16 protein-coding genes are annotated in these 21,771 nt (G+C 34.5%); 9 read left to right on the top strand and 7 right to left on the bottom strand.

Annotated elements, in window-relative coordinates; all coding sequences use genetic code 11:
- Nucleotide 1: 1 nt before the first annotated feature.
- The 5 genes from ACGLWY_RS01315 to ACGLWY_RS01295 all read right to left on the bottom strand — a co-directional run bounded on the left by ACGLWY_RS01315 (nucleotide 2) and on the right by ACGLWY_RS01295 (nucleotide 6,428).
- Nucleotides 2-355: a four helix bundle protein gene (locus ACGLWY_RS01315; RefSeq protein WP_396617887.1), complete on the bottom strand. Its 354-nt coding sequence runs from the start codon at nucleotides 353-355 to the stop codon at nucleotides 2-4.
- A 46-nt stretch (nucleotides 356-401) separates the two neighbouring features.
- Nucleotides 402-1,592 (bottom strand): acetyl-CoA C-acyltransferase, encoded by a 1,191-nt coding sequence (locus tag ACGLWY_RS01310; protein ID WP_396617886.1) that lies wholly within the window; start codon nucleotides 1,590-1,592, stop codon nucleotides 402-404.
- A gap of 111 nt (nucleotides 1,593-1,703) precedes the next feature.
- Nucleotides 1,704-4,097 carry a 3-hydroxyacyl-CoA dehydrogenase NAD-binding domain-containing protein gene (locus ACGLWY_RS01305; RefSeq protein ID WP_396617885.1) on the bottom strand — a complete coding sequence of 798 codons (2,394 nt, stop codon included), beginning with the start codon at nucleotides 4,095-4,097 and terminating at the stop codon, nucleotides 1,704-1,706.
- Between the two features lie 5 nt (nucleotides 4,098-4,102).
- A complete protein-coding gene (locus tag ACGLWY_RS01300) occupies nucleotides 4,103-4,549 on the bottom strand; it encodes a MarR family winged helix-turn-helix transcriptional regulator (protein ID WP_396617884.1) in 447 nt (148 codons plus the stop codon).
- A 109-nt stretch (nucleotides 4,550-4,658) separates the two neighbouring features.
- A complete protein-coding gene (locus tag ACGLWY_RS01295; RefSeq protein ID WP_396617883.1) occupies nucleotides 4,659-6,428 on the bottom strand; it encodes an AMP-dependent synthetase/ligase in 1,770 nt (589 codons plus the stop codon).
- Nucleotides 6,429-6,628: 200 nt separating this feature from the next.
- Here ACGLWY_RS01295 and ppdK point away from each other — a divergent pair, with 200 nt between their 5' ends.
- The 8 genes from ppdK (at nucleotide 6,629) to ACGLWY_RS01255 (ending at nucleotide 15,114) form a co-directional block, all read left to right on the top strand.
- Entirely contained in the window at nucleotides 6,629-9,358 is a 2,730-nt protein-coding gene (gene ppdK / locus ACGLWY_RS01290; RefSeq protein WP_396617882.1) for a pyruvate, phosphate dikinase, read from the top strand.
- Between the two features lie 332 nt (nucleotides 9,359-9,690).
- Complete coding sequence (locus tag ACGLWY_RS01285) at nucleotides 9,691-10,266, top strand: porin family protein (RefSeq protein ID WP_396617881.1); 576 nt, start codon at nucleotides 9,691-9,693, stop codon at nucleotides 10,264-10,266.
- Nucleotides 10,267-10,456: 190 nt separating this feature from the next.
- Nucleotides 10,457-10,888, top strand: a complete 432-nt coding sequence (locus ACGLWY_RS01280) for a DUF4488 domain-containing protein (RefSeq protein WP_396617880.1) — start codon at nucleotides 10,457-10,459, stop codon at nucleotides 10,886-10,888.
- Between the two features lie 97 nt (nucleotides 10,889-10,985).
- On the top strand, nucleotides 10,986-12,005 hold the full coding sequence (locus ACGLWY_RS01275; RefSeq protein WP_396617879.1) for a hypothetical protein: 1,020 nt from the start codon (nucleotides 10,986-10,988) through the stop codon (nucleotides 12,003-12,005).
- Nucleotides 12,006-12,264: 259 nt separating this feature from the next.
- Nucleotides 12,265-12,618 carry a helix-turn-helix domain-containing protein gene (locus ACGLWY_RS01270; RefSeq protein ID WP_396617878.1) on the top strand — a complete coding sequence of 118 codons (354 nt, stop codon included), beginning with the start codon at nucleotides 12,265-12,267 and terminating at the stop codon, nucleotides 12,616-12,618.
- On the top strand, nucleotides 12,612-13,913 hold the full coding sequence (locus tag ACGLWY_RS01265) for a type II toxin-antitoxin system HipA family toxin (RefSeq protein ID WP_396617877.1): 1,302 nt from the start codon (nucleotides 12,612-12,614) through the stop codon (nucleotides 13,911-13,913). The genes ACGLWY_RS01270 and ACGLWY_RS01265 overlap by 7 nt, the downstream gene beginning before the upstream one ends.
- Nucleotides 13,914-14,100: 187 nt before the next feature.
- Complete coding sequence (locus ACGLWY_RS01260; protein ID WP_396617876.1) at nucleotides 14,101-14,586, top strand: hypothetical protein; 486 nt, start codon at nucleotides 14,101-14,103, stop codon at nucleotides 14,584-14,586.
- 303 nt (nucleotides 14,587-14,889) lie between these two features.
- Complete coding sequence (locus ACGLWY_RS01255) at nucleotides 14,890-15,114, top strand: hypothetical protein (RefSeq protein ID WP_396617875.1); 225 nt, start codon at nucleotides 14,890-14,892, stop codon at nucleotides 15,112-15,114.
- Here ACGLWY_RS01255 and ACGLWY_RS01250 read toward each other — a convergent pair.
- Nucleotides 15,111-15,461 carry a hypothetical protein gene (locus ACGLWY_RS01250; RefSeq protein WP_396617874.1) on the bottom strand — a complete coding sequence of 117 codons (351 nt, stop codon included), beginning with the start codon at nucleotides 15,459-15,461 and terminating at the stop codon, nucleotides 15,111-15,113. The two genes, ACGLWY_RS01255 and ACGLWY_RS01250, sit on opposite strands and share 4 nt — an antisense overlap.
- Nucleotides 15,462-15,826: 365 nt before the next feature.
- On the opposite strand from ACGLWY_RS01250, the gene ACGLWY_RS01245 reads away from it, so the two are divergent.
- Complete coding sequence (locus ACGLWY_RS01245; protein ID WP_396617873.1) at nucleotides 15,827-17,623, top strand: hypothetical protein; 1,797 nt, start codon at nucleotides 15,827-15,829, stop codon at nucleotides 17,621-17,623.
- 331 nt (nucleotides 17,624-17,954) lie between these two features.
- Here ACGLWY_RS01245 and purL read toward each other — a convergent pair whose 3' ends face one another.
- Nucleotides 17,955-21,665 (bottom strand): phosphoribosylformylglycinamidine synthase, encoded by a 3,711-nt coding sequence (gene purL, locus ACGLWY_RS01240; protein WP_396617872.1) that lies wholly within the window; start codon nucleotides 21,663-21,665, stop codon nucleotides 17,955-17,957.
- Nucleotides 21,666-21,771 lie beyond the last annotated feature (106 nt).

The raw sequence follows: 21,771 nt of genomic DNA, 5'->3' as shown, positions 1-21,771 counted from the left end.
ACTATAATTTTAGTCCAGATTGGAATCCTGAAATCATTTTTTGTATTTGTTTAATTTTTTGTTCTAATTCATTAAATTTTTCTTTCGAAAGATATCTCTCATTATATGCAATATTAAGTTGTGTTTCCCATTCAAAGGCTGAACCTAAACTATCTTCTAAATATTTATTAAAATGTTTATCTGAGCTTTTACTAGAGCCTTCAGAAATATTAGAAGGAATAGAAACTGCACATCGATTCATTTGACTCGTTAACCCATAAGCTTCAAATTCAGGAAAAGTACGAGTGAGCTTGTATGATTCTGAAACAAGTAACATACTTTCATCCCAAATTTTTAATTTCTTAAAATTATGCATAGTCTTTTTTTGGTGTCTTGATTCTTGGGTCTTAAAATCTTGATTCTTAACTTAGGAATTCAAAAACACCACAAGCACCTTGTCCTGTACCAACGCACATGGTAACAGCACCATATTTGTTTTTCATATTACGTTTGCGCATTTCGTCAAATAATTGCACCGACAGTTTTGTACCCGTACAACCAAGTGGATGTCCTAAGGCAATAGCACCTCCGTTTACATTCACAATATCTGGGTTTAAATTTAACTCTCGAATAACAGCTAGTGATTGTGATGCAAAAGCTTCGTTTAATTCAATAAGTTCTAAATCTTTTTGTTGTAATCCCGCAAAATTTAATGCCTTTGGAATCGCTTTAACAGGACCGATACCCATAATACGAGGTTCCACTCCAACTGCAGCATAACTTACTAAACGGGCAATGGGTTCGAGGTTTAATTCTTTGACCATATCTTCACTCATAACCATTACAAAAGCAGCACCGTCGCTCATTTGTGACGAGTTTCCCGCTGTGACACTTCCCCCAGCAGCAAATACAGGTCTTAATTTGGACAATGCTTCTAGACTTGTTCCAGCACGAGGACCTTCATCTTTAGTTACAGTATAAGATTTTGTTGCTTTTTTTCCGTTGTCGTCAATATAAACTTGCTCCACATTTATAGGAACAATTTGGTCTTGAAATCTATTTTCAGCTAATGCTTTCAATGCTTTCATATGTGAGTTGTAAGCAAACGCATCTTGGTCTTCACGAGATACTTTAAATTGGTTGGCAACAGCTTCGGCGGTATTTCCCATACCCCAATAGTAATCTTCATGTCCAGCTTTTACAGTATCATAATTCAATTCAGGTTTAAAACCAGTCATAGGCACCGAACTCATGCTTTCTGAGCCCCCTGCAATAATGCATTCTGCCATTCCTGTTTGAATTTTTGCTGCAGCGATAGCGATAGTTTCAATGCCTGAAGAACAAAATCGGTTAACCGTTACCCCAGGTACATCAACGCTGTTTAGTCCAATTAATGAAATAAATCTTGCCATGTTTAGACCTTGAGCGCCTTCTGGCATGGCGTTGCCGACAATAACGTCGTCAATACGCTTTACATCTAAATTTGGTAATTCTTTCATCATGTACTGGATGGTTTCAGCACCTAATTCATCGGCTCTTTTAAAGCGAAAGACACCCTTTGGTGCTTTGCCAACGGCCGTTCTGTATGCTTTTACTATATATGCTTGTTTCATTTTTCCTCTCCCTAACCCTCTCCGAAGGAGAGGGGATTTTAACGGGTATATTTTAATTATACATTATTTTTAGTTTCCAATTCCCTCCCCTTTGGGGAGGTTAGGAGGGGACTAGTTGCGAAGTGGTTTCCCAGTTTTCAGCATGTGTTGAATACGTTCTAAGGTTTTACGCTCTATACATAAACTTAAAAAGGCTTCACGTTCTAGGTCTAGTAAATATTGTTCACTAACTAAAGTAGGTTCCGATAAATCACCACCTGCCATCACATAAGCTAATTTGTTGGCGATTTTATGATCGTGTTCACTTATAAAGTTAGATGCTTCCATAGAATCGGTACCTACTAAAAACATACCTAAAGCTTGTTTACCAAGTACTTTAACATCGGTACGCTTTATGGGTTGTGTATAGCCTGTTTCTGCCATTAATTTGGCATAAGCTTTTGCGGTAGCTATTTGGCGATCTTTGTTTACAACCACCACATCTTTTCCTTTTTGAAGTACACCCATATCGAACGCTTCGTAAGCCGATGTTGCCACTTTTGCCATACCAATGGTTAAGAAATATTCTTGTAAGACATTCAATTCAACATCGCCTTTTTTAAAAGAATCGGAAGCTCGTAAAGCCATTTCTTTTGAGCCACCACCACCGGGAATAACACCAACTCCAAACTCAACCAAACCAATATAAGTTTCGGCAGCAGCCACAACTTTATCAGCATGCATCGAGAGTTCACAACCACCACCAAGTGTCATGCCATGAGGCGCAGATACCGTTGGGATAGAAGAATAACGCATACGCATCATGGTATCTTGAAAATATTTAATGGCTGCATTGAGTTCATCGTATTCTTGCTCGACAGCCATCATGAAAATCATGCCTATATTGGCACCAACCGAGAAGTTTGCTGCTTGATTACCAATAACCAAACCCGCAAAATCTTTTTCAGCAATATCTATGGCTTTATTTAATCCTGCCAACACATCGCCGCCAATGGTGTTCATTTTCGATTGGAATTCGCAGTTTAAAATACCGTCGCCCAAATCCTCAATCACAACGCCTGTATTTTTAAATACTTCTTTGGATTTTCGAATATTATCTAAAATGATGAAGGCATCTTGACCAGGTATCTTTTCTTGTGATTTTTTAGGAATATCATAAAAATAGGTGGCTCCATTTTTTACAGAGTAGAACGAGGTGTTTTCTGAAGCCAACATCTCATTTACCCAAGCGGCAGGTTCTAAACCTTCGGCTTTCATTATTTCTATGCCTTTTTCTACACCTATGGCATCCCAAATTTGAAACGGACCATGTTCCCAACCAAAGCCAGCTTTCATGGCGTCATCTATTTTATATAATTCGTCTGTGATTTCTGGAATTCTATGTGATACATAAGCGAACATAGAAGCGAAATTTTTTCTGTAAAAATCGCCTGCCTTGTCTTTTCCTGAAACCAAAACTTTAAAACGGTCGATAACTTTATCGATGGTTTTAGTTAGTTCTAAAGTTGCAAAGTTTGTTTTTTTTGAGGGTCTGTATTCTAGTGTATTTAAGTCTAATGCTAAAATGTCTTTACCTTCCTTTTTATAAAATCCTTGCCCTGTTTTACTTCCTAACCATTTTTTTTCCATCATGGTATGGATGAAATCGGGTAGTTTGAAAAGTTCGTGGGCTTCATCATTGGGACAATTTTCATAAATACCATTGGCAACATGCACCAAAGTGTCTAATCCAACCACATCGACAGTTCTAAAGGTTGCCGATTTTGGACGCCCAATAACAGGGCCTGTTAGCTTATCAATTTCTTCAACCGTTAATCCTAATGATTTTACTTGATGGAATAAGCTTTGAATACCAAAAATTCCAATACGGTTTCCTATAAATGCCGGTGTGTCTTTAGCAATTACCGATGTTTTTCCTAAAAATTGTTCGCCGTAACCATTTAAAAAGTCTAAAACTGAAGCATCTGTTTTAGGGCCAGGAATGATCTCAAATAATTTTAAATACCGTGCAGGATTGAAAAAGTGTGTGCCGCAGAAATGCTTTTGAAAATCCTCACTGCGTCCTTCGCTCATAAAATGAATAGGAATGCCTGATGTGTTGGAAGTAATTAAAGTGCCTGGAGTTCTGTGTTTGTCTAGCTTTTCAAAAACACTTTTTTTAATATCCAATCGTTCAACAACAACCTCCATAATCCAATCTACTTGGGACACTTTAGCAATATCATCTTCTAAATTTCCCGTAGTAATTCTACTGGCAAAACTTGAATGATAAATAGGAGAAGGTTTGGATTTTAATGCGGCAGCCAACGCCTCATTTACCAATCGGTTTCTCACTGTTTTGTCGTCAAGTGTTAACCCTTTTGCTTTTTCGACATCATTTAATTCTCTGGGGACAATATCGAGCAACAACACATCTACACCAATGTTTGCGAAATGACATGCAATACCGCTTCCCATAATTCCAGAGCCAATAATGGCCACTTTTTTAATTCTTCGTTTGCTCATTTTAGTTACTTATCGTTTTGGTCGTATATTTTTTTGTTTGAAATCATTTCGTTAATCATTTCGGTAACTTCATAGAAATGGTTTAATTTCTCTTCTGAAACATTCTTTTTGATACTTTCATTGAAGATTAAAACCTTTTCTTTGGAATGGGCTCTTTTTTGACGTCCAAAATCAGTAAGACGGATAATAACACCTCTACCATCTTCAGGATTAGGATGACGTTCTATCAATCCTTTTGCTTCCATTGTTTTTAATATTCTTGACAAACTGGTAGCTTCCATACCCATTTTTGGGCCTAAGGCTGTAGACGCTGTTCCTTTTTCTGGATCTATACTCAATAATGTAAAGCCAGTAGCCATGGTGCTGCCAAATTTTGCAGCTTCTTCATTATACATTTTTTGAACAGCAAGCCATGTGGTCCGTAACATATAATCAATTGTTTTTTCTTTCATGTTTTTTGGTTGGATAGTCCAAATATATGAAAATATATTATGCATGCATAATATATTAAGAAAAATTGTGACGTTTTATTTAGATTTTTGGCTTATTTAGGATCTATAGCTAAGGTCTGTAAATTTTTTCGATAAGGTCAGCGTATTTTTCTTTAATAACTTTACGCTTTAATTTCATGGTAGGAGTTAAGTGTCCTGCATCTATAGACCACACATCTGGTGTTATTTCAAACTTCTTTATTTGTTCCCAATTACCAAAGTTGGTATTGGCTTTATCTATTTCGCTTTGTATGCGCTCCAATAGTTTTGGGTTTGTAATAAGGTCGCTACTATTGTTAAAGACAATAAGGTGTTTTCTTGCCCATTCTTTAACAAAATCGAAGTTAAGTTGTATTAAAGCAGCGGGCATTTTTTCGCCATCACCAATAACCATGATTTGCTCTATAAAACGCGATTGTTTGAATTGGTTTTCAATAAGTGCTGGAGCTACATATTTTCCACCAGAGGTTTTAAACATTTCCTTTTTGCGGTCTGTTATTTTCAAAAAACCATCGGCATCAAATTCGCCAATATCTCCAGTATGAAAGTAATCGCCCGTCATTACTTCGGCTGTTTTTTCGGGGTCTTTAAAATAGCCAAGCATAACGTTAGGACCCTTTACAAGAATTTCGCCATCTTCAGCAATTTTAACTTCAATATTATCAATTGTTTTTCCAACGGTTCCAATTCTAAAGCCACCATTTCTCATATCGTTTACTGATATTACGGGCGAGGTTTCAGTAAGTCCGTACCCTTCCATAATAGGTAATTCAGCTGCTGCAAAAACACGGGTTAATCTTGTTTGTAGTGCGGCACTACCAGAAACCATAATTTCTAAATGGCCACCTAAGCCCTCTTTCCATTTGCTAAAAATGAGTTTTCTAGCTATTTTTAACTGAAATTCGTACCACCAGCCATTTTTTCCGTAAGGCTCAAACTTTAGTCCCAGATTTAATGCCCAAAAGAACAGCATTTTTTTGATGCCTGTTAAATCGGCTCCTTTTGCTACAATTTTATCATAGACCTTTTCGTAAAGTCGAGGAACAGCTGTCATAACATTCGGGCCGACTTCTTTTAGGTTGTCGCTCATTTTTTCAATAGATTCTGCAAAATAAATTTCGACGCCGCAGTATATATATAAGTACAGAATCATACGCTCAAAAACATGGCAAATGGGAAGGAAGCTTAAGGCTTTGGATTTTCCATAACGAAAAGGTACACGCTTTTTACTATCCAGTACGTTTGAAACTAGGTTGTTATGGGAAAGCATGACACCTTTTGGTTTTCCAGTAGTTCCCGAAGTGTAAATTAAGGTTGCCAAATCGGAAGGTTTTACGGTGTCTTTTGTTGCTTCAACTTCTATTTGATTGCTAATGTCTTCTCCTAATTTTAAAACATCGGTCCAATGGTTTTCGCCTTCTATAGCATCAAAAGTATATACGTTTTTTAAGTTTGTTTTACTTTTTATGGTATTTAACTTTTCAAGAACTTCAACATCAGAAACAAAACAATATAAGGATTCTGAATGATTCAGAATATATTCATAGTCTTCTGAAGCAATGGTTGGGTAAATAGGTACGTTTTGTGCACCCGTTTGTAATACACCAATATCCAGAACATTCCATTCAGTTCGATTCGTTGAAGAAATAACAGCAATTTTGTCATTTGGTTTTACGCCCAAGCGAAGCAAACCTCTACTTATAGCATTGGCTTGATTAATAAATTCCTGAGTAGAAATTGATTTCCATTCACCGTCATATTTTGTAGTCAAAGCCTTGTTTAAATTATAGGTTTCAAGCTGATAATAAGGGAAATCGAATATTCTGGTAACGTTTGTCATTAGGTCATTGTAATTTGTACGATGCAAAGTAAGAAATTAATAGTGATTTACAAATTTGCTTATTTAAATCTGTTTTTTTTATCTAAGGTAAAATATTTTAGTACTTAATAATAATATGATTTATATCATTGAAATTACCCTTTTTACAATGTAACTTTAAAGGTCATATCTATATTTTTTTAATTTATAAATTATTTATTATGGAACTACTACAGGAAGCAAAAAAAAGAGTTTACAGATTTGGAAACAAAACGGCTGATGGAAATAGCAACATGAAAAATTTATTAGGAGGTAAAGGTGCTAATTTAGCTGAAATGAGTTCGATTGGAATTCCTGTGCCTCCTGGTTTTACAATTACTACGGATGTATGTACCGAATATAATTTATTAGGTAAAGAGGCTGTTGTAGATTTAATAAAAGAAGATATAGAAGAATCAATTGCGAATATTGAATCTCAAATGACTGCTAAATTTGGCGATAAAGAAAACCCTTTATTGGTATCGGTACGTTCTGGAGCCAGAGTGTCTATGCCAGGGATGATGGATACCGTTTTAAATCTTGGAATAAATGATGAGGTTATTAAAGGATTGGCCAAGAAAACAGGAAATGAACATTTTGCATGGGATTCTTATCGCCGTTTTATTCAAATGTATGGCGGTGTAGTGCTTGGGATGAAACCAGCTTCTAAGGAAGATATCGATCCTTTTGAAGAAATTATGGAAACCCTTAAAGAAAAAAGAGGTATCCAATTAGATACGGAATTTTCCATTCAGGATTTAAAAGATTTAGTTTATGGTTTTAAGGAAGCGGTAAAAAAACAAACGGGTCATGATTTCCCAACATATCCTTGGGAACAGCTTTGGGGAGCTATCATAGCGGTATTTAATAGCTGGAATGGTGATCGCGCTATTTATTATAGAAATATGCATGGATACCCAGAAGACTGGGGAACTGCTGTAAATGTTCAAGCCATGGTATATGGTAATATGGGAAATAATTCTGGGACAGGTGTCTGTTTTACTAGGGATGCTGGAACTGGAGAAAATGTTTTTAGCGGTGAATATTTAATAAACGCACAAGGTGAAGATGTTGTTGCCGGTGTTAGAACGCCTCAGCAAATAACAAAACTGGGTTCACAGCGTTGGGCAGAATTGGCAAAAGTTAAAGAATCGGAAAGACTGGAAACATACCCATCATTAGAAGAATTGATGCCTGCTGTTTTTAATGAACTCAATGTGTATCAAAAAACACTTGAAAACCATTATAGGGAAATGCAGGATATGGAGTTTACTATTCAAGATGGTAAACTATGGATATTGCAAACCCGTAATGGTAAACGCACAGGTGCTGCCATGGTTAAAATAGCCATTGATTTATTGAAAGAAGGAAAGATTGATGAGAAAGAAGCATTGTTACGAATTGAACCTAATAAACTAGATGAATTATTACATCCGGTTTTTGATGATTCCGCTTTAAAACGAGCACATGTCATTGCCCAAGGATTGCCAGCTTCTCCTGGTGCTGCCACTGGTAAAATTGTGTTTTTTGCTGATGAAGCATCTAAATTTAAAAGTAGCATTTTAGTACGTATTGAAACATCACCTGAAGATTTGGAAGGGATGCATATTGCCAAAGGTATTTTAACGGCTCGAGGTGGTATGACCTCACATGCTGCTGTTGTTGCCCGTGGTATGGGTAAATGCTGTATTTCTGGGGCAGGTGCGTTAAAAATTAATTACAAAGCAAGAACACTTACTGTTGATGGCCATGAGTACCATGAAGGTGATTGGATTTCTTTAAATGGTTCCACAGGAAATATTATTGAAGGTAAAGTAGAAACTGTTGAACCTGAATTAAGTGGTGAATTTGCGGAAATCATGAAGTTGTCTGATAAGTATGCCAACATGAAAGTGAGAACCAATGCAGACACTCCGAAAGATGCTAAAATTGCTAGAAATTTTGGAGCACAAGGTATTGGCTTAACCAGAACCGAACACATGTTCTTTGAAGTGGATAGAATTAAAGCCATGCGTGAAATGATTTTATCCGATACCGTAAAAGGTAGAAAATTAGCTTTAAATGAATTGCTACCGATGCAGCGAGCAGATTTTGAAGGCATTTTTGAAGCTATGGACGGTTTGCCAGTAACAATTCGTTTGCTAGATCCACCATTACATGAGTTTGTGCCTCACCAATTAGCAACACAAAAAGACCTTGCTGATGATATGCACATTTCGTTACAAGCTGTAAAAAATAAAGTAGCAGAATTGGAAGAATTTAATCCTATGTTAGGGCATAGAGGCTGTAGATTAGGAAATACCTACCCAGAAATCACGGAAATGCAAACACGTGCTATCATTGAGGCTGCTTTAAACTTAAAAGCTAAAGGCATTGTTTCCAAACCTGAAATTATGGTGCCTCTCGTTGGCACTGTTAAGGAGTTCGAGATGCAAGAACAAATTATTAGACACACTGCAACTACTGTTTTTAAAGAAAGAAATGATCGTATAGACTATTTAGTAGGCACTATGATTGAGATTCCAAGAGCAGTATTGATGGCAGATAAGATCGCAGAACAAGCAGATTTCTTTTCTTTTGGAACGAATGATTTAACGCAAATGACTTTTGGATATTCGCGTGATGATGTCGGTAAATTCTTGCCCATTTATATTGAAAAAGGTATTTTAAAAGTGGATCCTTTTGAAGTGTTGGATCAAGAAGGCGTAGGGCAGTTAATAAAAATGGGTATTGAAAGAGGTCGAAGTGTTAAGCCAAATTTAAAAGTTGGCATCTGTGGTGAACACGGTGGCGAACCAAGTTCTATCGAGTTCTGCTACCGTAACGGTATGAATTATGTGAGTTGTTCCCCTTTTAGAGTTCCCATTGCTAGATTGGTTTCTGCACAGGCTGTCATTAAAGAAGCTCTGTAGTATTAATGATTTTTTCACAATTTAAAAGCCCAGGTAATTGAATTATCTGGGCCTTTTTATAAAGTAAAACAATTTTTTTCTAACCAGATCTGAGAAGACTGTGATTTCGTAACAATATAAAAGAAAAAGTAAGCATATCTAAGAAACCACATTTTACAATAAGGCGTCGTTTTTTATTTAATACCTTAATTAAAAAGTAATATATTGCATACATAAACAATATAACAATTATTGCTATTTGTTGTGGTTGTATGATTGTTACCACGATTTGAACGCAACCTTTTGATTAGAAATTCATCTTACACATATACTTATACTAATTAACTTGACTTATGAAAAATTTAATCTTTTTTGTTTTTATTGTTTTATTTTCAACACATATTAACGCACAAAAAAACTTTCATTATGGAATTAAAGGGGGTTTTAACTTTACTAATTTAACCTCTGACTATTTTGCAGAGAACAATACAAGAACTGGGTACTACCTAGGGATTTTAGCCGAAATTTCCATAAGTAGTAAGTTTTCTATTCAACCTGAAGTTTTATATGCTAATCAAGGAACAAATGCAAAAGTTATAATGCTTGGCAGTGGACCAAAATCTGAAGAATACTCTTTGGACTACTTACAAGTACCTATTTTAAGTAAGGTTTACTTACTACCAAACTTTTCGGTTGAAATCGGACCTTCTTTTAATTTTCTCGTTAATGATAAGATTTCCGATTATGAAAGTAATCTTTTAAATAATTTTGAATTCAGTGGTGCAATTGGTATTTCGTATAAACTTACTAACGGATTTTTTTCAAATGTTAGATATAATCAAGGACTTTCAAATGTCTTTGATAAAGAAAATTATTTAAGTTCATCTAAATTTTATGGATTTCAACTTGGATTAGGGTATCTATTCTAGATTTAATTCTTAAAAAAAATTGTAGGTAATAACTAGAATAACTAGCGTTCAATAACTAGAATGTATAGTTTATTGCTTCTGATTTTAATACCGGAAAATCCTAGCGAATTTTTAAGCAACGCAACCATTGACAAACAGGTTAGCAACAAGCTGAAATCATTAACTAAAATCTAATAAAGCCATCTACATTATGAAAAATATTCTTATCTTATTATTTCTGACTTTTTCATTACTTACAAATGCACAGAGAGAACAAACTCATATTCCCGCTTTAAAGTCTATTGTTGGAATTTGGAGACAAACAGGAATAGCTCTCACTAATGGCAATACTATGGATAGATTAAATGGAAATTACAAAGTAATTAATGCTGATGGTTCCTATTATACTTTTGTGACTTGGCCTAATGAAACAGTAATTGGACAATATGGCACTTACAAAATCAAATCTGATAGTATCTTGGTCGAACATATTATCATGCATGAAATGAACTCCAATTTAAATGGAAAAGATTGTACCATTAAATATAAATTAATAGATGAAACAACGCTAATGATGGCTTGGAGTTTTGATAATGAAAAATGGGTGAATGAAAAATGGACTCGTTTACCATTAGCTAGATAAGAAAAACTATTTTAGCAAATTAGTTGCTTGCACATGTGACTATCCACAAACCGTTACTATATTAAAATAATATACAATTAGAATTTAAACAAACTATATGAAAAGAATATTAAATATAGCTTTATTAGTAGTACTAGTAAATTTTATTAGTTGTACAACAAATGAAAGCAAAAACACCCAACAAAAAATTTTTAAAGCCATTATAAATGGACAGGTAGTAGATTATGGAAATCCCTCAAGTGAAATATTTTCTTTTGTCGATGCAACTCTATGGGATAATAAGAGATTAGTTATAAACGGTTGGGACACTAATCTGAATACTTCTTTAGAATTAATTATAGGAGAAACCTTTATTGAAGAGCCAATCCATGAAGGAATATATAAAATAGGAACTCTACAAGACGATCTAGAAACTAATCTGTTTTATTTTAATTCCAATGACACAAATATGAGTAACTCTGCATCTTCAGAATATTATTTAGGTGTATACGGGTGCAATGTTTTAGCTAGTAATCAGGTAGGTGAAATCAATATTACAGATTTGGATAGAGAAAATAAAATTGTATCAGGAACTTTTAATGGCACTTTATTTAGGTGGTTAGATGTTTCCACTGGGGAATCAAAAAGTATTGAAATAGAAAACGGAATTTTTACACTGCCATATATTGATAAAAACGAAGAACTAAACCCTGACAGAAATTTAATTTCAGCTAGAGTTAATGGTTTTCGTTTTATGTCTGACGACCCAGGGTCTCCTAACTCTCGTAGGTCAGAAGCTTCAGGTATAGATAAAATTGTGATTCACGGATATGACGGAAACTTTGGAAGAATGCAAATATCAATCCTTTCAAATGTGAAATCTGGAAATAATTATTTATATCAGCCAAATGGTAGCTTTCAATCTTTGGGAGTAAATTTTGTGAATAGAATTAATATTCCTGAGGGTTTGTTAACAAATAATCCTAACCAATCTAATGATTCATTTATTCATATAATAAGTCACGATCCCGAAAAAAACACCATTGAAGGAACTTTTTATATTGAAAATTCTGAAATAGAGGGTAGAACTGTTGTTGATGGGTATTTTAATGTAAACTATATTGATGATGTGGATTAAACATTAATTTAAGTAGCTCTAAATTTTCTAAAATATCAGCAAACCATTTTAAAAAAATACTAAAAAACTAAAGCCCATTAAAGTACTTGACTTAAAACTATAGTCAAATTACCGCTTAACTATTATGAATGACTTATCATTCATTTATTCTATTTTTAAGTTATTTTGAATTATTTATCATTCATAAGTATTATGTTTTCGAAATATATTGCATATATTTGTATTAGATAGCATTCAGAACAGTTAAAATAAGTTTATTATGAATGACAAGTCATACACGGAATGGAAAGCAATATCAGATAAGTCTTTAATGGAGACTATTGGGAAATTTATTCAATCACATCGTTTAAATCAAAACAAATCCCAAGACCAAGTAGCAGCTAGAGCAGGAATTAGTCGTTCTACGTTAAGCTTGCTAGAAAGAGGAGAAAAAGTAAGGATTGACAGCTTTATTCAAGTATTAAGAGTTCTTGATTTACTATACATCATGGATGTATTCAAGGTTCAAGATCAAATAAGTCCAATCGAATATGCAAAACTTAAGAAAAAGAAAAGAAAGCATGCTTCACCAAAGAAAATTGATGATAGTAAAAAAGAAGATTTAGGATGGTAGATGTAGCTGAAGTAAGAATATGGGGAGAATTCGCTGGAGCTATTCGCTGGGATGAATCACAACGATTAGGTTATTTCCAATATGACTCGAAATTTATTGAAAAAGGCTGGGATTTATCACCAATTAAAATGCCAATTGCTCAAGGCTCTAGAATTTATAGTTTTCCAGAAATAAGAAAGGGACGTAATGAAACTGAAGATACTTTCAAAGGGTTACCAGGACTGTTGTCTGATGCCTTACCTGATAAGTATGGAAATAAACTGATTAACACATGGTTATCTCAACAAGGCAGATCAGAAAACAGCATGAATCCTGTCGAAAAATTATGCTTCATTGGCACAAGAGGAATGGGAGCAATAGAGTTTGAACCAGCACAAATAAAAACCGAAATAAAAACCTTCTCACTAGAACTAAATAGCTTGGTTGAAGTTGCAAGCAAAATTTTAAATGAACGTGAAGAATTCTTGACTAACCTTAATGAAAATGAGGAGAAAGCAATGATGGAAATATTAAAAGTAGGAACTTCTGCTGGTGGAGCGCGTCCAAAAGCTGTAATTGGATATAATCCAAAAACCAAACAAATAAGGTCTGGGCAGGGTAATGTCCCTAAAGGTTTTGAACATTGGTTACTAAAACTTGATGGTGTTAGTGGAGAACAGTTTGGTGAAAGTTCTGGTTGGGGTCGAGTAGAATATGCATATTACCTAATGGCAATTGACAGTGGAATTGAAATAAGTGAATGTCAATTATTAGAAGAAAGTGGAAGGGCTCATTTTATGACCAAACGTTTTGATAGGGAGGAAAACATCAAGCACCATATACAATCATTATGTGGTTTACAGCATTATGACTTTAATGACATGTATGGCTACAGTTACGAACAAGTGTTTCAAACAATGCGATTACTGCAATTGGCCTACCCTGAAGCTGAACAAATGTTTCGAAGAATGGTATTTAATGTATTAGCTACCAATTATGATGATCATACAAAGAATTTTTCTTTCATATTAAAAAAGAATGAAAAATGGAGATTAGCACCAGCCTATGATGTATGTTTCTCTTTCGACCCTAGCAATCATTGGGTAAACAAACAAACATTAAGTGTTAATGGAAAGAGGCTGGGCATTAATAAAGATGATTTAATGACAATAGCTAAGGATAATAACATTAAAAAAGGAGAGAAAATTATTGATGAAATTAACTCTACAATAAAATCATGGAACAATTATGCTGAACAAGCACAATTGAGAAATGATTTAAAAGAAAGAATTCATGACAATTTAAATACATTCTAAAATTTCAAAAAGTACGATTGCACAACAAAGAACTCCTATGAAAAGCCTTAGTTCAGTTCTTCAAAGTTGTATTCTATTTTTAATACCTCATTAAAAAAGTAATATATTGCATACATAAACAATATAACTACAATTGTATTGCTTTTATTGTGGTAATATGATTGTTGTGCTTAATTAATGAAACTGAATGACAAAACAGAATGTACTTCTAATACTTTGGATTATTTATGGATTTATTTTCATTTCTGCGGTTGACGCTATTTTATACTTCATTATACACTTAATCTATTTTTCATTTGTCTTAATGGGCATGTCTTTTACCTTAATGATGGTATGGGTTCCAATTATTACGTTTGTGTTGTATGTGTTAACAACCATGTACCTCCTTTATAATATCTCGACAAAATCAAACAATCAGGGAATTTATCTGACCAAATTTCCAAAGAAATGGGCTATTGGACTTGGGATTATTTCTTTCGCACTTTCACCGCTAACTAACAAACTATCAGGATTCTTTAGTGAAAAATATATTTCGAATTTGGAAATGGATATGACTGATTTTTATTCGTTCTATGGGTGGTTTTATATCGGCTTTGGTGTTTCACAAATATTGATTGTAATTTCATTATTTATTTTCTTTATAATTAAATTGAAGTCGACCAATTTTAGCTAAGCACAACACCGGTAACCATTTCACAAGCTCATAATTTCACAAAAGCAAGATGAAAATGCGCTTTTTTGACGTTTGTTTTTTATGGAAGTTATTGCAATCTAAGTTAAAGGCGATTATAGCTCAGTAAAACATGACCTATGATGGCTTTTTAAGCAAAAAGCAGAGACCTTTGTATATCCATAGGTAAAAAAGTAATATATTGCATACATAAAACAATATAACTACAATTGTATTGCTATTTGTTGTGGTTGTATGATTGTTGTGGTGCATTTCACCACACGTTTCTAAAACAACGATTTAGGAATGACCCAAGAAGAATATATGGAAAAACACAGGAATTCAAAATTCGCAAAACTGAACAGAGAACAGAGAGCTAAATGTGTGCCGATTATAACAAAAATTATGATACTGCTTAATAGACTTTACCTTGAAGAAATTGAAGTAATAATGGAATCGTTGAAAGGAACATTTAAAGAATCATCACAATATATTATTGAACATATAGCGCATAGAGATAAAGAAGATTAAATTAAATCCAAAGCATTTTCAACATAAAAATTAGAATTACATTTTATGTCATTTATAATCGCTTCACTTTTTTCTTCCGTTGTTTTTATAAGAGCTAAACCAATAGCTTCAAAACCATTAATATAAAGTTTATCTCTGTAAGTATCATCTGTGACTAATTTTTGAAACTCAACTTTAAACCCAATTAAAGCAAATCCAGTATAAGTATTTTCAAACCTTGTAACAGCTACACAAACACAGTTATCGTGTGTAAAGGATTCATCAAAAGGATAATTATAATAATAAGTTGGTGGATAAGGATATAAACAACCTTGCGGACTTTCAATTGGAATTTTATTTCCTTCCATAACAAAAATATTTTTTACATTGCAGAGATAAGAATAATAAACGGACTAAAAAAGCAAAATCGGACAAAATAAAAGACGACAACACAACACAACACCGTGTCCTATAGTTCATTGCTAGTTCTATGCTCTTTTGGAAAAATTTCGGCAAAAACAAAATAAATTATTAACCAAAAATGGCAGTTGTCAAACCAACGCCACAAGCCATATACACGTTGTGGGCAATCCTCCATATTCCGAAGCATTGACTTCTTGAGCTAACGCGAAGGTGAATGACAAAGCAAATGAGAAGAATAAAAATTAAACTTATAATATATTGAATTTCAACAATTAAAAAAAACGTTAGTCAGAATTAAAACAGAAACTATTTGGCATCAAGAAAAGTAACATACAATGTTCCTGGAATTGGGAATCTAACTGCAAATTTATTTGACTACACTCAAAACCTTTATGAGTTTCTTGATAATTATGGGCATATAAATCGATTAAGAAGAATTAATCAACTTGGAAGATTACGAGATGTTTTTCAAGGTGCACATCATAATCGCTACGAGTATGTTTTTTTGAAACTTTCATTGATATCTGAACTGTGTCAACATAAACGAGGAGATTTAGGTTTATCAGGTGAAAGAACTTTTTGCGGAAAAATTAATGAATTACCTAATCACCCTAGTACTGGCGAATTATTACAATGTCTAGTTTTGCTTACTAATATGGGATATTTAGAAGGCACATTTTCAACTTCTCGTGCTTGGCTAACATTTCTAAAAGAAAATCAAAATGCTTATAATAATTTCAGAAAAGGACTTGACCCACTCGACAGGGAAACTTTCAAGCAAATTGTAGATAATTATGATTATTATAAATTTAGTATTATAGTTGCACTTTTTCAACTTCAGAGATATAAAAGAACTGGGTTAGACAAAGTAAATTTCGCTTCTAGCCTGTTAAGGACTTATTTATCGAGTGATAGAAGTGACATCCAAATAATACAATTGAGTAAATTGTATGATAGTATACGTCAAATTGCGTTTGTTACACTCGATTCGCTATATGCACCAGTACCTTTCAATCTCGATTTATCTTCTATCCTTTTAAACTTTGATAGTCTAATCGAATCTTTATTTATAAAAAATACAACTTATCGAGTAGCATTATATAATCTAGAACAAGTTCTTCAAAACTCTGTTTATATGTCGTCTGACTCATGTATAAATACCGCTCGAGCTTCAGAAGAAAAATTGGAAGAATTAAAAGGCATAGGCTCAAGTATTTCTGGTATTACTGACATTTATAATATTGTTTGTCCAAGCTGTAATATAAACTACGAATATCAAGAAATTAAAGAATTAGATTGGCATAGAGAAAGAAAATTAATTCAAGAATTTCGAATAGGCTTCAGGGACAGAGAGAATCTACCTGATTCAATAAAAGATGAAGTTAAATGGGAAATTAAAACTCGGAACAGATTAGGTGTTTCAAGAGTCAGAGTTGGTCTACTTTTGAATTCAAGAAAAAATTTGGTTAAAGTTGCTTTTGGCATAAAAACTTCGGATAATATTCAAAGTCTAAAAACTGCCTTAAAAATAAGTTTAGAGGCTGTAGCCTTAAAATCAACAATGCCAAAAAAGAGGTATTTCAATTCAGATGGAGATAATGATGAATTACTTCTTTCTTTTATTTGTAAGTCAATTTTTGGTTGGAGTAAACGATTTATTTTTGGAAATAAAAACAGAGGAACAAGTGCTATCCTAATCTGTAATGGACGAGTTAGAATGGTTAGGCAAATTAATGATTATATAGAATCTTCTCGACCATATTTAGATAATGACGAAATATTTGAGGTAGAAAAAGTTAGGGATTTTATTGAACATTTAAATTATTCTGGTTTAACCATAGCCTTTGTAGGAGGTTTAAAATTATTTAATGAAAATAAAAATCAAGAAAGTGCGGAATTTGACGGTTTAGTTATTTGTCCAAGCGTCAATATTTGCAATCCCTTTGCTCATATAATTGAAGCAAAAAATTATAATAATGGAGTTACAGACGCTAGAAATCAACTGACCAATAGAGTTAGTACACATCTAATTAACGAACTAGAAATGAATGTTATAGACTTGAATAATCGAGCAGCATTTGCAGAAATAACTGCCCACAATAACTAAGCGTTCGTGTGGACGGTACGGCCAAACATGAACGCCCTGTTCAACACCGTATTAATTGCTAGTTCAAGCCCAATGTCATTAAGTTAAGCGTGGTTATTCTAAATTGTCACATTGAGCGCAGTCGAAATGCTTGACAGAAAAGGGTTTGGCAAGGGTTTCGACTGCGCTCCTTTAGATTTGTTTTAATAAATTTAAGAAAGAGAAAGAAAATATAATTATGCACATTCTGTTGAGCATTAATTAAAATAATTGTTCAATTCGTTGTGCATTTTAAAAACAAAAAAGCTCTTACCAAAGTAAAAGCTTTTTTCAAGAATCTATAAATAACTCCTTATTTTTTTTCCAACCAAAGTCTGGCGTTCACAAACGCTTCCAACCATGGTGATACTTCGTCGTTTCTGTTTTCAGGATAATATGCCCAGTTCCATTGAAAGGTAGAACGTTCAATGTGTGGCATGGTTACTAAATGACGCCCTGTTTTATCACACATCATAGCGGTGTTAAAATCGGAACCATTTGGGTTGTGTGGATATTCACTATAACCATATTTAGCAACAATATTGTAATTGTCTTCTGTTAAAGGCAAGCTAAATTTGCCTTCGCCATGTGAAATCCAAACCCCTAGGGTGGCACCTTCTAAGGTTGAAAGCATGACCGAATTGTTCTTTTGGATCTTAACGGAAGTAAAAGCGCTTTCGTGTTTATGCGAATCGTTATGCAGCATTTTTCCGTGAATGTTGTGTTCTGGATTGATAAGTTCCAATTCCATCCATAATTGGCAGCCATTACAAATACCTACCGATAAGGTATCTTCTCTTTTAAAGAAGTCCTGAATTACTTTATTGGCCTTTTCGTTATATTTAATAGCACCAGCCCAACCCTTTGCAGAGCCTAAAACATCGGAATTTGAAAAGCCACCAACAGCTCCTAAAAACTGAATATCCTCCAAAGTTTCACGACCCGATATTAAATCAGTCATGTGTACGTCCTTCACATCAAAACCTGCTAAATACATCGCATTTGCCATTTCACGTTCGGAGTTACTGCCTTTTTCCCGTAAAATAGCTGCTTTGGGTCTCGCTCCACTTTCCTTTGGAGAGGGGCTGGGGGTGAGGCCTGTAAAGTGACTTGGGAATGTATAGTTTAAAGGTTGATTTTTGTAATTATCAAATCTATCTTTCGCTAAATTATTTGCCGTTTGTTTTTGGTCTAATAAAAACGAGGTTTTGTACCACACATCGCGTAAACGAGATATATTTAAAGTGAAAACGTCGTTATTGTTAATGATGCTCAAAACATCACTGCTAGTTACTTTTCCAATGTTATAAAAATCAATTTGCGCTTGATTTAAAACAGTTTCAATTGAAGCGTCTTTTGCTTGAATCACAATACCGGAATTTTCAGCAAATAACACTTTTACGGAGTCTTTTTCAGCTAAAGCAGAAAGGTCTAACTCAGCAGCTAAATCATTGTCAGCAAAACACATTTCCAATAAAGTAGTAATCAATCCGCCCGAAGCAACATCGTGCCCCGCAACTATTTGTTTGTCTTTTATTAATTTTTGAATGGTATTGAAAACGGTTTTTACGTAAGCGGCACTTTTTACCGTTGGTGTATCGTTTCCAATTTTATTCAATACTTGCGCAAATGAACTTCCGCCTAATTTGAAATGATCTTGTGATATATTGATGTAGTAAATATTACCAGCATTTTTTTGGAAAACAGGCTCAATGACATTGGCAATATCATTACAGTTTCCTGCTGCGGAAATAATAACCGTTCCGGGAGAAAGTACATCGCCATCAGGATATTTTTGTTTCATTGATAAGGAATCTTTCCCTGTAGGCACATTAATGCCTAAATCAATCGCAAATTCTGAAACGGCTTCAACAGCTTCATACAAACGTGCATCTTCACCTTCGTTTTTACAAGGCCACATCCAGTTTGCCGATAAGGAAACCGATGTTAAGCCGTCTTTTAACGGTGCCCAAATAATATTGGTTAAGGCTTCGGTAATAGCATTTCTACTTCCTGCGATGGGATTAATTAATCCAGAAATAGGGGAGTGTCCAATGGAGGTTGCAATGCCTTCTTTTCCTTTATAGTCCAACGCCATCACGCCAACATTGTTTAAAGGTAGTTGTAAAGGTCCAGCACATTGTTGCTTTGCTACTTTTCCGCCAACACATCGATCCACTTTGTTTGTTAGCCAATCTTTACATGCCACCGCTTCCAATTGCAAAACTTGTTCTAAATACTCATCAAATTTATTGGCGTTATAAGTAACATCATCATAGTTTCTTTCAACGGTCTTATCGGTCATGATGGTTTTTGGTGAACTACCAAACATATCTTCCATAGCTAAATCCATTGGTTTATGGCCGTTGGTTTTAGATTCAAATGTAAAACGGTCGTCACCTGTAACATCACCTACGGTGTACATAGGTGAGCGTTCTCTATCGGCAATACGTTGAAGGATATCGATATGGTCTTTGTCAATCACCAAGCCCATACGTTCTTGTGATTCGTTGCCAATAATTTCTTTATCGGAAAGCGTAGGATCACCAACAGGTAAGGCATCTAAATCTATTTTTCCACCAGTATCTTCTACCAATTCGCTTAAACAATTTAAATGGCCTCCAGCACCATGATCATGAATAGAAACGATAAAATTTTCATCACTTTCCACCATGCCACGAATGGCATTGGCAGCACGTTTTTGCATTTCTGGATTGGAACGTTGCACAGCATTTAATTCGATACCAGATGCAAATTCACCAGTATCGGCACTAGACACCGCAGCTCCACCCATGCCAATTCGGTAGTTTTCACCACCAAGAATGACAATCTTATCACCAGCTTGTGGCTTATCCTTTAAAGCCTGGTCTTTTTTTCCATAGCCAATACCACCTGCTTGCATGATCACTTTATCGAAACCTAGTTTTCTTGCTGTCACATTGAGCTTGTCGAAATGTTCATCATGCTCAAAGGTTAACACCGAACCACAAATAAGCGGTTGCCCGAACTTGTTTCCAAAGTCGGATGCACCATTGGATGCTTTTATTAGAATATCCATTGGGGTTTGGTATAGCCATTTGCGCTCTGGAAAGGCTTTTTCCCATGGGCGACTTTCTTCCAATCTGGAATAGGATGTCATGTAAACCGCTGTACCTGCTAATGGTAATGAACCTTTTCCTCCGGCAAGTCTATCGCGAATTTCACCACCCGAACCTGTTGCAGCACCATTAAATGGTTCTACGGTGGTAGGGAAGTTGTGGGTTTCTGCCTTTAATGAAATAACCGATTCGAATGCTTTTGTTTCGTAAAAATCTGGCTTATCTGCAGTTTTTGGTGCAAATTGTTCCACTTTGGGACCTTCAACAAAAGCCACATTATCTTTATAGGCCGAAACAATACTGTTGGGATGTGTTTCAGATGTTTTTCTAATTAATTTGAAAAGTGATGTTGGTTTTTCAACACCATCAATCACAAAAGTTCCGTTGAAAATTTTATGGCGACAATGTTCTGAATTCACTTGTGAAAACCCAAAAACTTCAGAATCTGTTAACGGACGCCCCATTTTTTTTGCAATCCCTTTTAAATAGTCAACTTCTTCATCACTTAAAGACAAACCTTCTTTTTGGTTATAAGCCGCAATATCTTCAATATTTAGAATAGATTCAGGCTTGATATTTATAGTAAATGATTCTTGGTTTAATCCATTGAATTTTTCAGAAATCATCGGGTCGAAACCTTTAAAATCTTCAGAAACTGCTTGGAATTCTTCAATTCGTATAATATCGGAAATGCCCATATTTTGGGTGATTTCTACAGCATTAGTGCTCCAAGGTGTTATCATAGCAGCACGTGGACCAACAAAAAAAGCATCGAGCGATGCTTGTTCTATCTTTGGTTGGTTGCCAAATAACCACGTTAATTTAGCGATGGTTTCGGTTGATAATTCTTTTGTTGCCTGCCTGTCCGGTAGGCAGGTTTGAACAGCAAATACCTTGCTGGTTACGTTTCCAAAGAAATGAATCATTATGTATTGATTTGTGTTGTGTTTAACAAAGTGCAAATTTACTTTTTTTCGGCGTAAATTCACGTAAATATTACTGTGAAAATTTAGAGTTATTCACTAGGTTTTG

Source organism: Mariniflexile sp. HMF6888, assembly GCF_044335535.1.
Taxonomy (GTDB): domain Bacteria; phylum Bacteroidota; class Bacteroidia; order Flavobacteriales; family Flavobacteriaceae; genus Mariniflexile.
This window is presented reverse-complemented; position numbering and strand designations above follow the sequence as displayed.